The organism is Paracoccus sp. UBA5162 (genome assembly GCF_002413585.1).
Classification (GTDB): Bacteria; Pseudomonadota; Alphaproteobacteria; order Rhodobacterales; family Rhodobacteraceae; genus Paracoccus.
On sequence record NZ_DHXG01000045.1, the window covers coordinates 63,931 to 77,226 of the forward strand.

The 13,296-nt window shown below is 66.9% G+C and carries 16 protein-coding genes; 9 read left to right on the forward strand and 7 right to left on the reverse strand.

Features of this window, described 5'->3' with window-relative positions:
• From B4A72_RS06295 to B4A72_RS06310, 4 genes are read left to right on the forward strand one after another with little or no spacing between them, the layout of a single operon-like run.
• The gene (locus B4A72_RS06295; protein ID WP_292957733.1) at positions 1-771 is read left to right on the forward strand and encodes a ComF family protein; all 771 of its coding nucleotides are present in this window, start codon (positions 1-3) and stop codon (positions 769-771) included.
• Positions 772-804: 33 nt separating this feature from the next.
• Positions 805-1,077: a glutaredoxin 3 gene (gene grxC / locus B4A72_RS06300; RefSeq protein WP_292957736.1), complete on the forward strand. Its 273-nt coding sequence runs from the start codon at positions 805-807 to the stop codon at positions 1,075-1,077.
• On the forward strand, positions 1,074-1,931 hold the full coding sequence (locus B4A72_RS06305; RefSeq protein WP_292957739.1) for a carbon-nitrogen hydrolase family protein: 858 nt from the start codon (positions 1,074-1,076) through the stop codon (positions 1,929-1,931). Before grxC ends, B4A72_RS06305 begins: the two co-directional genes overlap by 4 nt.
• A 3-nt stretch (positions 1,932-1,934) precedes the next feature.
• On the forward strand, positions 1,935-2,420 hold the full coding sequence (locus B4A72_RS06310; RefSeq protein WP_292957742.1) for a MarR family winged helix-turn-helix transcriptional regulator: 486 nt from the start codon (positions 1,935-1,937) through the stop codon (positions 2,418-2,420).
• 3 nt (positions 2,421-2,423) lie between these two features.
• Here the strand turns inward: B4A72_RS06310 and queF are convergent, their stop codons facing one another.
• From queF to B4A72_RS06335, 5 genes are all read right to left on the reverse strand, one after another.
• Positions 2,424-2,885 carry a preQ(1) synthase gene (queF, locus tag B4A72_RS06315; protein ID WP_292957745.1) on the reverse strand — a complete coding sequence of 154 codons (462 nt, stop codon included), beginning with the start codon at positions 2,883-2,885 and terminating at the stop codon, positions 2,424-2,426.
• A 74-nt stretch (positions 2,886-2,959) separates the two neighbouring features.
• Positions 2,960-3,598 (reverse strand): trimeric intracellular cation channel family protein, encoded by a 639-nt coding sequence (locus B4A72_RS06320; RefSeq protein ID WP_292957748.1) that lies wholly within the window; start codon positions 3,596-3,598, stop codon positions 2,960-2,962.
• Positions 3,595-4,044, reverse strand: a complete 450-nt coding sequence (gene rnhA / locus B4A72_RS06325; RefSeq protein ID WP_292957754.1) for a ribonuclease HI — start codon at positions 4,042-4,044, stop codon at positions 3,595-3,597. The genes B4A72_RS06320 and rnhA overlap by 4 nt, the downstream gene beginning before the upstream one ends.
• Positions 4,045-4,280: 236 nt before the next feature.
• The gene (ispH, locus tag B4A72_RS06330) at positions 4,281-5,240 is read right to left on the reverse strand and encodes a 4-hydroxy-3-methylbut-2-enyl diphosphate reductase (protein ID WP_292957756.1); all 960 of its coding nucleotides are present in this window, start codon (positions 5,238-5,240) and stop codon (positions 4,281-4,283) included.
• A 102-nt stretch (positions 5,241-5,342) separates the two neighbouring features.
• Positions 5,343-6,803: a cobyric acid synthase gene (locus B4A72_RS06335; protein ID WP_292957759.1), complete on the reverse strand. Its 1,461-nt coding sequence runs from the start codon at positions 6,801-6,803 to the stop codon at positions 5,343-5,345.
• A 72-nt stretch (positions 6,804-6,875) separates the two neighbouring features.
• Between B4A72_RS06335 and secG the strand changes: the two genes are divergently transcribed.
• The 3 genes from secG (at position 6,876) to B4A72_RS06350 (ending at position 10,325) form a co-directional block, all read left to right on the forward strand.
• Entirely contained in the window at positions 6,876-7,448 is a 573-nt protein-coding gene (secG, locus tag B4A72_RS06340; protein WP_292957763.1) for a preprotein translocase subunit SecG, read from the forward strand.
• Between the two features lie 152 nt (positions 7,449-7,600).
• Positions 7,601-9,244, forward strand: a complete 1,644-nt coding sequence (locus tag B4A72_RS06345) for a CTP synthase (RefSeq protein ID WP_292957765.1) — start codon at positions 7,601-7,603, stop codon at positions 9,242-9,244.
• Positions 9,245-9,413: 169 nt separating this feature from the next.
• Positions 9,414-10,325 (forward strand): aminoglycoside phosphotransferase family protein, encoded by a 912-nt coding sequence (locus tag B4A72_RS06350; RefSeq protein ID WP_292957767.1) that lies wholly within the window; start codon positions 9,414-9,416, stop codon positions 10,323-10,325.
• A 33-nt stretch (positions 10,326-10,358) separates the two neighbouring features.
• Here B4A72_RS06350 and B4A72_RS06355 read toward each other — a convergent pair whose 3' ends face one another.
• Entirely contained in the window at positions 10,359-11,582 is a 1,224-nt protein-coding gene (locus tag B4A72_RS06355; protein ID WP_292957769.1) for an MFS transporter, read from the reverse strand.
• Between the two features lie 19 nt (positions 11,583-11,601).
• On the reverse strand, positions 11,602-12,150 hold the full coding sequence (locus B4A72_RS06360) for an NYN domain-containing protein (protein ID WP_292957772.1): 549 nt from the start codon (positions 12,148-12,150) through the stop codon (positions 11,602-11,604).
• Positions 12,151-12,257: 107 nt separating this feature from the next.
• On the opposite strand from B4A72_RS06360, the gene folK reads away from it, so the two are divergent.
• Both folK and rpoZ read left to right on the forward strand, forming a co-directional pair.
• Complete coding sequence (folK, locus tag B4A72_RS06365) at positions 12,258-12,851, forward strand: 2-amino-4-hydroxy-6-hydroxymethyldihydropteridine diphosphokinase (RefSeq protein WP_292978242.1); 594 nt, start codon at positions 12,258-12,260, stop codon at positions 12,849-12,851.
• A 67-nt stretch (positions 12,852-12,918) separates the two neighbouring features.
• The gene (gene rpoZ / locus B4A72_RS06370; protein ID WP_292957777.1) at positions 12,919-13,272 is read left to right on the forward strand and encodes a DNA-directed RNA polymerase subunit omega; all 354 of its coding nucleotides are present in this window, start codon (positions 12,919-12,921) and stop codon (positions 13,270-13,272) included.
• Positions 13,273-13,296 lie beyond the last annotated feature (24 nt).

The following is a 13,296-nucleotide window of genomic DNA, read 5'->3' on the forward strand; positions in this document are numbered from 1 at the left end:
ATGGGGCTGGAACATAGGGTGCTTCGCGCGGCGATGAAAGGCGCGCTGCGCCTGCTTTATCCACCGCAATGCCTGGATTGCGGCCAGCCGGTCGCGGCGGGCGGGGATGGCGGCATCCAGCTTTGTCCCGATTGCTGGCGCGAGGCGCGGTTCATCACCGGAACCGCCTGCTGCCGCTGCGGCGCGCCGCTGCCCGATGACGGCACCAGCCTGCCCGATGGTGCGCTGACCTGCGACGATTGCCTGACCCTTGCGCGGCCCTGGCGGCACGGCCGGGCGGCGCTGGTCTATGCCGGAACCGGGCGGCGGCTGGTGCTGGCGCTGAAACATGGCGACCGCCCCGACCTGGCCCCGGCACTGGCCGGCTGGCTGTCGCGGGCGGCCGCGCCGCTGATCCGGCCCGGCATGGTCGTCGCGCCCGTGCCGCTGCATCTGCGCCGGCTGATGAAACGGCGATACAACCAGGCGGGTCTGATGTCGGCCCCGCTGGCCCGCTCGCGCGGGCTGGACCATCTGCCCGACCTGCTGCTGCGCAATCGCCATACCGAAGGCCAGGATCACCGCGGCGTCAGCGACCGCTTCGCCAATATCGCCGGCGCGATCACCGTCAATCGCCGCCGCGCCGCGCGGATCGAGGGCAGGGCCGTGCTGCTGGTCGATGACGTGATGACCTCGGGCGCGACGCTGGCCGCGGCGGCCGAGGCGCTGCTGGCGGCGGGCTCGGGGCCGGTCTCGGTCGCGGTTCTGGCGCGCGCGGTCAAGGATGACTAGATTGGGGGTGAACCCTCGAAACCAAGGACCTCCATGAGCCAGCCCCGGATCACGATCTACACCACCGCCACCTGTCCCTTCTGCATCCGCGCCAAGGATCTGCTGACCCGGAAAGGCGCCGATTTCGACGAGATCGACGTGGGTGTCCGGCCCGATCAGCGCGCCGCCATGATCCAGCGGGCCAATGGCCGCCGCACGGTGCCGCAAATCTTCATCGGCGACACCCATGTCGGCGGCTGCGACGACCTGTTCGCGCTGGACCGCGCCGGCAAGCTGGAGGCGTTGCTGGCCGGCCGCGCCGCATGAACCAGGCCCGCGTCCTCAGCGCCGGTCTGGTGCAGCTGAATGTCGGCGACGACCCGGCCGGGAACCTGTCGCCGACATTGTTGCTGATCCGCCAGGCCGCGTCGCAGGGCGCCGAGATCGTGCTGACCCCCGAGGTCACGAACATGCTGTCGCCCGATCGCGCGCGACAGCAGGCCATGCTGCAGCGCGAGGACGACGATCCGACCCTCGCCGCACTGCGCGAGGCGGCGGGGGCTGCACGGATCTGGCTGCTGATCGGATCGCTGGCGCTGAAGACCGGCGATGCGGATGGCCGCTTCGCCAATCGCAGCTTCCTGATCGACCCGACGGGCCGGATCGCGGCGCGCTATGACAAGCTGCACATGTTCGACGTGACCATCTCCCGGACCGAACACTTCCGTGAAAGCGCCGCCTACCGGCCGGGCGACCGCGCGGTTCTGGCCGATCTGAACGGGATCGGTCTGGGCCTGACGATCTGCTACGATCTTCGCTTTCCCCATCTCTATCGCGATCTGGCAAAGGCGGGCGCGCGAATCCTGACCGTGCCCTCGGCCTTCAGCCCGACCACGGGGGCGGCGCATTGGGAAACCCTGCTGCGCGCCCGCGCCATCGAGACCGGCTGTTTCGTGCTGGCCCCGGCGCAATGCGGCACCCATCCCGCGCCCCACAGCCCCGACCGCCAGCCGCGCCGCAGCCACGGGCATTCGCTGGCCGTGGATCCCTGGGGCAAGGTCATTGCGGATGCGGGATCCGAACCCGGTGTCACCATCGTCCGGCTTGACCTTGGAGCGGTTGACAGGGCACGGTCCCGCATCCCCTCGCTTGACCATGACCGTCCCTATTCCGGGCCCTGACAGATGTTTCCCTCCGCACCGGACCGCGCCAGCACGCCCGAGAAGCCGCAGACGACCGACCGTCTGGCGGCCAGCCTGTTCGCCGAGGTGCTGATTGCCGAGCAATTGTCGCGCAATCTGATCAGCAAGGCGCTGCCGCGCGGGATGCAGATCTCGCATTTCTCGGTCTTGAACCTTCTGGCTCACGTGAACGAGGAACGAAGCCCCGCGCAACTGGCCGAGGCGTTCCACGTCACGAGAGGCGCGATGACCAACACGCTGTCGCGGCTGGAATGGGCCGGGCATGTCCATATCCGCCCCGACTGGGACGATGCGCGGCGCAAGTTCGTGTCCATCAGCAAGGCCGGACGGGACGCGCGCGATTCGGCGATCGCGGCCTTCATGCCGCTGATCGCCGGCGTCGTCCGCGACATCGGCGCCGACAAGGTCCGTGGCGCCCTGCCCGTCCTGCGGGAATTGCGTATCCGGCTGGAGGGCGGGCCGGACTAGGGTTCAGCCCCGGCCGCGATAGGGCGCGACGCCCTGATCGGGCAGCCACAGGCCCGCCGGCGCGGCGCCGGTCTGCCAGAACACGTCGATCGGCATTCCGCCGCGCGGATACCAGTAGCCGCCGATCCGCAGCCATCGCGGGGTCAGGCACCGCACCAGCCGCCTGCCGATCCCGACCGTGCAATCCTCGTGAAAGGCGCCATGATTGCGGAAACTGCCCAGAAACAGCTTCAGCGACTTCGATTCGATCAGCCAGTCGCCCGGGGCATAATCGATCACCAGATGTGCGAAATCGGGCTGGTTCGTGATCGGGCAGAGACTGGTGAATTCCGGCTGGGTGAAGCGGACCAGATAGGTCTCGTCCTGATGCGGATTCGGCACCCGCTCCAGCACGGCCGCGTCGGGGCTGGCCGGCAGGTCGGTCTTCGCGCCAAGCTGGGTCAGCGTGTCGGTGTGATGGGGCATGGCGGCTCCTGCCTTGACCGGATGGGCTGCGACCGGGAACGCAGGCGATAGCAGCGCGCCGCGCTTGCGTCAAATCAGTCCGGGTCGCGCGGCGGACGCGGGCGATACACCGGCAATTGCCATCCCCGCAGCAGACTGCCCGCGCGCAGAATCCAGACCGCCACGGCGCCCGCGATCAGCGCGGCGGGCGGGGCGACACCCAGCCAGACAAGGCCGGCCGCGACCAGGGCGCCGCCAAAGGCCGCCGTCAGGTAGAGTTCGCCCTGTTTCAGGACCAGCGGCACCTCGTTGCCGACCACATCGCGCATCAATCCGCCGAAGGTACCGGTGACAACGCCCATGATGACGGTGATGGCGGGGCCAAAGCCCGCCTGGATCGCCACGGCCGCGCCGGCGGCGACCGCCACCGACAGCGCGACGCTGTCCAGCCAGATCAGCAGGCGATAGCGGCTTTCGATCAGATGCGCGGTCCAGAACACCACCAGCGCGGCCCCGGCCGCAAGCATCACATAGGCGGGCTGGGCGACCCAGAACACCGTCGCGCGGCCCAGCAGCAGATCGCGCAGGGTGCCACCGCCGACCGCCGTCAGTGCCGCCATGAAGACGAAGCCCACCGGGTCAAGCTGGGCCCGGCTGGCCACCAGGGCCCCTGTCAGCGCGAAGATCAGCACCGATCCGTAATCCAGCGCCGCGACCAGCGTGCCGGGGCTCATTTGAAGGGCGCCATGCCGGCGCGGGCCAGTTCGTCGGCGCGTTCGTTTTCGGCATGGCCCGCATGGCCCTTGATCCAGCGCCACTCGACCTGATGGCGCGCCTGCGCCTGATCCAGCCGCTGCCACAATTCGACGTTCTTGACGGGCTTGCGGTCAGCCGTGCGCCAGCCGTTGCGCTTCCAGCCATGGATCCACTGGCTGACGCCGTTCTTGACATAGGCGCTGTCGGTGACGATCACGATGCGGCTGGGCCGGGTCAATGCCTCCAGCGCCGAGATCGCGGCCATCAGTTCCATGCGGTTATTGGTGGTGGCGGCCTCGCCACCCTGCAATTCGCGCTCTTTCAGCACCGCCTCGCCATCCATGGCGCGCATCAGCACACCCCACCCGCCAGGGCCGGGGTTGCCGCTGCACGCGCCATCGGTCCAGGCAAAGAGGTCTGTCATGCGGTCAGGCCGACATGGCCGGGCCGGGGTTCAGGCCGACGCAACCCTGGTCCGATGGCCGAAAGATCGCGCCGTTTCACCGAATCGCGCGGTCCGGCGCCAGGGTTGCCGGCCGGTATCCCCGCCTGACAACCCGCCTGCGGCAGGATCAATTGTGACGTGGGTGTGTTGCCCGACGAGGGAATCGCATAAAATCGCATCCCTGACCTTTCACTTCGTCCCCGGTCCTGCGCTTTTCAGGCCACATTGTCGCGCAGGATGCGCGGCACCTTGAACTCGACCCGTTCCTGCGCCGTCTCGACCATCTCGACGGTAACGTCGAAGCGGTCGCGGAAGGCGTCGATCACCTCGTTGACCAGCACTTCGGGGGCGCTGGCACCGGCGGTGACGCCGACCGCGCGGATGCCCTCGATCGCGCGCCAGTCGATCTGGTCGGCACGCATGACGAGCTGTGAATAGGCGCAACCCGCCGCGCGACCGACCTCGACCAGACGCTTGGAATTGCTGGAATTCGGCGCACCGATCACCAGCAGCGCGTCGATTCTGGGCGCCACCGCCTTGACCGCCGCCTGCCGGTTGGTCGTGGCATAGCAGATGTCTTCCCGGGCCGGGCCCTCGATGTTCGGAAAGCGGGCTTGCAACGCGGCGACGATGCCGGCGGTGTCATCGACCGACAATGTGGTCTGGGTGATGAAGGCCAGCGCCTGCGGATCGCGAGGTTCGATCCGGGCGACATCTTCGGCAGTTTCGACCAGGATGACCTCGCCCTCGGGCAATTGCCCCATGGTCCCGAGAACTTCCGGGTGGCCGGCGTGCCCGATCATGATCAATTGCAGACCCGTCGCGTGATGACGCTGGGCCTCGACATGGACCTTGCTGACCAGCGGGCAGGTGGCGTCCACGAAAACCATCTCGCGGCGGCGTGCCTCGGACGGGACCGATTTCGGCACGCCATGGGCCGAGAAGATCACCGGCCGGTCGTCGGGGCATTCGTCCAGTTCCTCGACGAAGACCGCGCCCTTGTCCCGAAGGGCATCGACGACATACTTGTTGTGGACGATCTCGTGGCGGACATAGACCGGGGCGCCCCATTTCTGCAGTGCCATCTCGACGATCTTGATGGCGCGATCGACGCCGGCGCAGAATCCGCGCGGCGCGGCGAGATAGAGGGTCAAGGGCGGCTTTGGCTGTTCCATGCGGCTGACCTAGCGCGGCGAAGCCTTTTCGTCCAGCGCCGCGACGGTCACAAGACCTCAATCCGCGCGAAACCCGGGGACGTCACGCACGGCCTTCGCGTCTCATGGGTATTTGGACAACGAAGAAGCGGATACCCCGCCCAGAGCCAGAAGCGCGGGCATGTCGAGATGCGTTTCGAGATGATCGGCAAGCTGATCGAGCGTCTGCTCGATGCCAATTTCATAGCCCGGCTGCGAGGCTGTGCCGAGCCGGGCGAGGTAGGCCGCCCGGAAGCCGTCATCCGAAAACATCCCATGCAGATAGGTTCCGGCGATCCGGCCATCCGGGCTGATCGCGCCATCGGGCGCCGGGACATGGGCGAAGGGGCGGGCGCAGTCGGCCCCGTGGCTGCGGCCCATATGGATCTCGTAGCCGCTGACCCTTTGGCCCAGGGCAGTGCCGGCGACGCGGACAAGGCGTTTCTCGGCGGCCATCAGGGTCTCGATGTCCAGCAGACCCAGGCCCGCAACTTCGCCCACGGCGCCATCGCGACCCAGCGGGTCGCGGATGATCCGGCCCAGCATCTGATAGCCGCCGCAGATACCCAGCACATGGCCGCCGCGCCGGACATGCGCGGCGAGATCCAGATCCCAGCCCTGCGCGCGCAGGAAAGCCAGATCGCCCAGCGTGGATTTGGTGCCGGGAATCACCACCAGATCGGTATCGCCGGGGATCGGGCGGCCCGGACCCAGCATGGTCAGCCGGACGCCGTGTTCGGCGGCCAGCGGATCGAGATCGTCGAAATTCGCGATCCGCGACAGGGTGAGGCAGACGACATGCAAACCGCTGCCTGTCGAGGCGCGCAGATCGACGGCATCCTCGGCCGGCAGGCGGTGGGCCGCGGGAAACCAGGGCACCACACCGAAGCCGGGCCAGCCGCTGCGCGTCTCGATCATCCGGTATCCATCCTCGAACAGCGCCGGATCGCCGCGGAACTTGTTGATGATGAATCCCCGGATCATCGCGGCATCGCCCGCGTCCAGCACCGCCCGCGTGCCGACGATCTGGGCGATCACGCCGCCCCGGTCGATATCGCCCGCCAGCACCACCGGCACGCCCGCCGCGCGCGCAAAGCCCATATTGGCGATGTCGCGGGGGCGCAGGTTGATCTCGGCCGGGCTGCCCGCGCCTTCGACGATCACCAGATCATGGGCCGAGACGAGGCGGGCGAAGCTGTCCAGCACCCCTTGCATCAGCCGGTCCTTCAACCGCGCATAATCCCGCGCCTCGGCCCGCGCGATGGCGCGGCCATGCAGCACGACCTGGGCGCCGGTATCGGTCTCGGGCTTCAGCAGGACCGGATTCATGTCGGTGACCGGATCCAGCCCGCAGGCGCGCGCCTGCAGGGCCTGCGCCCGGCCGATCTCGCCCCCGTCCAGCGTCACGGCGGCGTTGTTCGACATGTTCTGCGGCTTGAATGGCGCGACCGACAAGCCGCGCCGCCGCGCCGCGCGGCACAGCCCCGCGACCAGCATCGACTTGCCCACGTTCGAGCCCGTGCCCTGGATCATCAATGCCGGCATCCGGACACCCTGCTTGCCTTCACCATCATGGGTGACTAGATAGGCGCGTCCGAAAGTGAAAGGTCGAATTCCGTGCAAAACGTCCTGTTGACCATCCACCTGATCTTGGCGGTGCTGCTGACCGGTGTCGTGTTGTTGCAGCGATCCGAAGGCGGCGGGCTGGGCATGGGCGGCGGCGGAGGAGGCACCGGCGTGATGACCGGCCGGCAGGCCGCGAACGCGTTGACCCGCCTGACCTGGATCTTCGGAATCGCGATCTTCGTGACCTCGATCGGCCTGACGATCATCGCCGCGCAGCAGGGATCCGGTGGATCGATCATGGATCAGCTTGGCGCGACGAACGAACAGCCCGCCCCGGACCAGAATCTTCCCGATCTGCCGGCCTACACGCCCCCGCCGGTGACCGGAGGCGATCCGCTGACGCCGCCCGCGCCCGATGCGCCCGCAACCCAGGCGCCCGCCACCCAGGCGCCCGCCGCGTCCACCCAGGCGCCCGCGGCCGAGCCGGTAACGCCGCCCGCAGCCCAGGCGCCGGCCCCCGAAACCGGCGCAGGCCAGGCTGTCGCGCCAGAGGCGCCCACGACAGAGGCGGTGCCCGCCGGCGATGCCCCGGCCGACCCGGCCGGGACAAAACCGTCGAATTAAGGTCACACAACAACTAGGGGCAGAGAAAATCTGCCCCACATCAACTTGCGGTCCGTTGCGGCCACGGGGCGAATCGACTATATCTCAAGTCCCGTGGTGCCGGCAGTTCGGCGGCCCGCAGAACAACGATTCCGGCACATCACGGGGGCCTCATGGCGCGTTACATCTTCATCACCGGCGGCGTGGTTTCGTCCCTTGGCAAGGGCCTCGCGTCGGCGGCGTTGGGCGCGCTGTTGCAGGCGCGCGGCTTTACCGTCCGCCTGCGCAAGCTGGACCCATACCTGAACGTCGATCCGGGGACGATGAGCCCGTTCGAGCACGGCGAGGTCTTCGTCACCGATGACGGCGCCGAGACCGATCTGGATCTGGGCCATTACGAACGCTTTACCGGGGTCGCGGCGCGCCGGACCGACAGCGTGTCCTCCGGCCGCATCTATTCCAACGTGCTGGAAAAGGAACGGCGCGGCGAATATCTGGGCAAGACCATTCAGGTCATTCCGCATGTCACCAACGAGATCAAGGACTTCCTGGCCATCGGCGAGGACGAGGTCGATTTCATGCTGTGCGAGATCGGCGGCACGGTCGGCGATATCGAGGGCCTGCCCTTTTTCGAGGCAATCCGCCAGTTCACCCATGAACGCCCGCGCGGTCAATGCATTCTGATGCATCTGACGCTGCTGCCCTATCTGGCAGCCTCGGGCGAGCTGAAGACCAAGCCGACACAGCACAGCGTCAAGGAATTGCAGTCGATCGGTCTTGCGCCGGACGTGCTGGTCTGCCGGTCCGAACACCCGATCCCGGAAAAGGAACGCGCCAAGATCGCGCTGTTCTGCAATGTGCGTCCCGATGCCGTGATCCCGGCCTATGACCTGAAAACCATCTACGAAGCGCCCTTGGCCTATCACCGGGCGGGTCTGGACCGCGCCGTGCTGGACGCGTTCCGGATCAGCCCCGCGCCCCGCCCCGACCTGTCGAAATGGGAAGACGTGATGGACCGGCTGGACAATGCCGAGGGCCGCGTCAACATCGCCGTCGTGGGCAAATACACGCAGCTCGAAGACGCCTACAAGTCCATCGCCGAGGCGCTGACCCATGGCGGCATGGCCAACCGCGTCCGCGTCAGGGCCGATTGGGTGGACAGCGAAAAGCTGGAGGGCGAAGGCGCGCATCTGCTGGACGGCTATCACGGGATCATCGTGCCGGGCGGCTTCGGCGAGCGGGGCACCGAGGGCATGATCGCGGCGGCGAAATACGCCCGCGAGAAGGACGTGCCCTATCTGGGCATCTGTCTGGGGATGCAGATGGCTGTGATCGAGGCCGCGCGCAATCTGGCCGACATGCCGGACGCGGGTTCCGAGGAATTCGACCACGAGGCGGGCAAAACGCGCTTCACGCCGGTGGTCTATCACCTGAAGGAATGGGTTCAGGGGAACTATACCGTGCAGCGCAAGGTCGGCGACGACAAGGGCGGCACGATGCGGCTGGGCGCCTATACCGCAATCCTGGCCGAGGGATCGAAGATCAGCCAGATCTATGGCGGCGCGCGCGAGATGGAGGACCGGCACCGCCACCGCTATGAGGTGGACGCGACCTTCCGCGAGGCGCTGGAGGCGGCGGGCCTGTCCTTCTCGGGCATGTCACCGGACGGCAAGCTTCCCGAGGTGATCGAGTATCCCGACCACCCCTGGTTCATCGGCGTTCAGTCGCATCCGGAACTGAAATCCAAGCCCTTTGCTCCGGCGCCTCTGTTTGCGGGCTTCGTTCGCGCGGCGATGGAAGAAGGGCGGCTGGTCTAGGAAGAATTTCCTGCCATCGCCTGCATTTTTCTGAACGGACAACTTGATATCGTCAGTTCGATCTGGCGTCATGGCAAGCCAAGGCCGCACCGGCGGGACCGGAGGCGGCCCTGACCTGCCATGATTGCGTTGAAAAATCCCATTTCATAAAAGCCGGGCCTGAATTTTCATGAAGGACAAGACAAGCCACGAACGGTTGATCGCCCAGAACCTGAGAGACAAGTTTTTCAGGGGCTGGCGGGTTTTCCGCGTCTCTTTCAAGATCAAGTCAGGCCGGTCCGAGGCGGTGTTTCGCGCCGAAGGCCCGGACGGGCGCAAGCTGGCCATCAAGCACTGTGCCCATCCGCGGAAGGCGATCGAGGAATTCATCGCGCTGCAATCGCTTTCGGCGGCGCGGGGCGATTGCATCAGGCCGGTCTTTCTGGACGAACAGGCTTCGGTCTTCGCGATGGAATGGATCGAGGCCCCGACGCTGAAACAGATGATGCAGCGGCCCCGACGTCTGGATCTGATCCGACAGGCGGGACGCTGGCTGAAAGGGCTGCATTCCGCGACCAGGTGCTGGACCCCGCGCCGCGACCGCCAGATCGAGGGCGACCTTCTGATCGGCCCACAGGGCGGCGAATTCAGGAAAATCGATGCGATACTGCGAAACCGGCGGACACGGCTTGGCTTGCGCCTTCATCGCCATTCGCTTCTTCATACCGACTTCCACATGGGCAATCTTTTCGTCGATGGCGAACGGATCATCGCATTCGATCCGATGACGTCTCGTCGCGGCCTGCCCGTCCACGACGTCGCCGATTTTCTGGTCCTGTGCGAGGTCTATCGCCTGCACGCGGCCATGCGGGGCGATGGTTGGCCCGATTGCGGAGGGCAGGATCGGCGAGCGTTTCTTGATGGATACGGCGCGCTGAAACCGCGCCGCAAACGGCTGCTGGACTTTGCCCTTGATGTCAAGATCGCCCGGATGTGGCACCACCACGCCAAGGCCGACACACGCGCGCCGCTGGCAGATGCCGAGTTTCTCCATCTGAGCAAGCGGATGCGCCAGCGGGGCCTGCTGCATCCCGTGGACTGAGCCGCGTTGGGGTGGCGGCAGGCGACGCGGCCCTCAGCGCCTGCCCCCCGCCAGCCGCCGTGCCGCCGGCAGCCCGCGCAGCCGCAGCATCGCCCAGGCGCCCGCCAAAGGCCCCGGCACCAGCGCCAAGAAGGTCCACTGCCAGCCTCCCAGCAGACCGGCGATGTGGGGCATCAGCCAGATCGCCAGCACCGTCAGCGCGAAGCCGATGCTGACCTGAAGCGTCAGCGCCGTGCCGACAAGACGCGGATCGGCCAGCTCGGTCACGGCGGCGGAGAACTGGGCGCTGTCGCCGATGATCGCGATACCCCAGATCACCGCGACCAGCGCCAGCAGCCATGCCGGGCCGGTGAAGGCAAAACCGATCAGCACCGCGCAGGCGCCCGAAACCGCCATCATTCCCGCCGTGGTCAGGCAGCGTCCGATACGGTCGGACAGAACACCGCCCAGGACGCAGCCGACGACGCCAGAGGCCACGACGATGAAAGCGAACATCGACGGCGATCCGAACGGCGCCACACCGCCCTGCCCCGCCGCCATGGCGAAGGCCAGAAACCAGGCCCACATCGCGTAAAGTTCCCACATATGGCCGAAATAGCCCAGATTGGCCAGCAGGACGGGTCGATCGCGCAACACGGCCAGCGACTGACGGGGGTCGAAGGTGGCGCGGCCGAAGGCATGGGGCCCCTCGCGGACCAGAAGGCCGAAGATCAGGGCCGATACGATCGTGGCAAGCGTCGAGGCCAGCACGACCATGCGCCAGTCGAAGCCGCCGCCGAGGGCGCGAAGCAGATGCGGCATCGACGAACCCAGCGTCAGGCCCGCGATCAGGAACCCCATCGCCAGGCCGCGTCCGCGGATGAACCAGGTGGCCATCAGTTTCATCGCCGGGGGATAGAGACCGGCCAGCGCCACGCCCGTCACGAAACGCGCCGCCACCGCACCGGGCAAGCCCGGCTCCAGCAGCAGCGCGGCATTGGCAATTGCGGCCAGCAACGCCGCACCGGCGATCAGCCGCGTCAGCGGCATGATGTCGGGCAGGTTCACCAGCGACGCGGCCAGGGCGCCCAGAACGAAGCCGATCTGGACCGCGTTGGTCAGCCAGACCGCCTGACCCTGCGACAGATTCCACGCCACGATCAGATCCGGCACGACGGCCGTGGCCGAGAACCAGCAGGTCATCGCCCCGACGACGCCGGCGCAGATCAGCGCCAGTGCCCTCCAGCGCCCGGCGACGGGATCGGACGCATCGCTCATGGGGGCGGTCGGCGTCGCATCAGGTTTCGGCCTGACCCTCGCGCGGGGGCCGGCCGATGATGTCGCGCAGTGCATCGAGTTCGATGAAATTGTCGGCCTGACGGCGCAGCTCGTCCGCGATCATCGGCGGCTGCGAGCGGATGGTCGAGACGACCGAAACCCGCACGCCCTGACGCTGCAACGCCTCGATCAGGGGGCGGAAATCGCCGTCGCCGGAAAACAGGACGGCGTGGTCCAGCCGGGGCGCAAGCTCCATCGCATCCACCGCCAGTTCGATATCCATGTTGCCCTTGACCTTTCGCCGACCCATCGGATCGATATATTCCTTGGCCGGCTTCGTGACCACGCAATAGCCGTTATAGTGCAACCAATCGACGAGGGGACGGATCGGGGAATATTCCTCGCTTTCCATCAGGGCGGTATAGTAATAGGCCCGCATCAGCTTGCCCCGACGGTCGAACTCTTGCCGCAGCAGCTTGTAATCTATATCGAAACCAAGCGCCTTCGCGGCGGCGTAGAGATTGGCTCCATCAATGAAGATGGCCAGCCGGTCGTCCTTGTAAAACATTCTGTGTTGCCTTCAATGGATCTTTCTTGCTCCCGGCGGTCGCGGATCAGAGTGAGGGGCCTGATTGTTCCAGACCGGCCGGAACGTCTTAGGACAGAAGGACTGACATGGTTAACCTGTCTTTCGGTATCGGTGCAGTCGGCGCCAATCTGCCCTCGGCTGCGGGCAGTGCCGGTCAGACACTGCGCGCGGCTGCGGGCATTCTGCATAGTGAACAACACATTTCAATAACGGCGATCAGCCGCTTCTGGCGGACACCCGCCGTTCCCGCCGGATCGGGCCCGGATTATTGCAACGCTGCCTTCTGCTTCAGCACGATCCTGCCGGCCGAGGCGGTTCTGGCCCGGTTTCATGCCATCGAGGCCCGGTTCGGACGGGACCGCGGAACCGGGCGCTGGTCGGCGCGGGTGCTGGATCTTGATCTTCTCGCGCTGGCCGACCGGATCGCGCCGGACCCCGAAACCCTGGCGCACTGGATCGGCCTGCCGCCCGACCGGCAGGGGTGCGAGGCGCCCGACCGCCTGATCCTGCCGCATCCGCGGATTCAGGACCGCGGTTTCGTGCTTGCGCCGCTGGCCGAGATCGCGCCGGGATGGCGCCATCCGCTGACCGGGCGCAGCGTGGCGGCCATGCTGGCCGGCCTGGGACCCGGCGGGCTGGCCGGAATGCAGCCGCTTTCCCCCGAAAGCCTTGACATTTGACCCCTCGGCCATCAGTTATCCGGTTTCGCTCTGGATACCCGATTCGCAGTTTAGCACAGGTGATGACATGGCCCGCGTAACCGTCGAAGATTGCGTCGACAAGGTTCCCAACCGGTTCGATCTGGTGATGCTCGCCTCGCATCGCGCGCGAGAAATCGCCGCAGGCAGCCCGCCCACGGTGGACCGCGACAACGACAAGAACCCGGTCGTCGCCCTGCGCGAGATCGCTGACGAGACCCAGCCGGTCGACGACCTGCGCGAGCGGATGATCGAATCGACCCAGACCCAGATCGAGGTGGATGAGCCCGAAGAGGATGCGATGGCGCTGTTGCTGGGCACGGAAGTGGACCGCCCCAAGCCCGCCGACGAGGAATCCGAGGAACGGATGCTGCGCATGATGCTGGAAGCCAACCAGCGCTAGGGCAGAGGCGAACGAGGTCTTCGG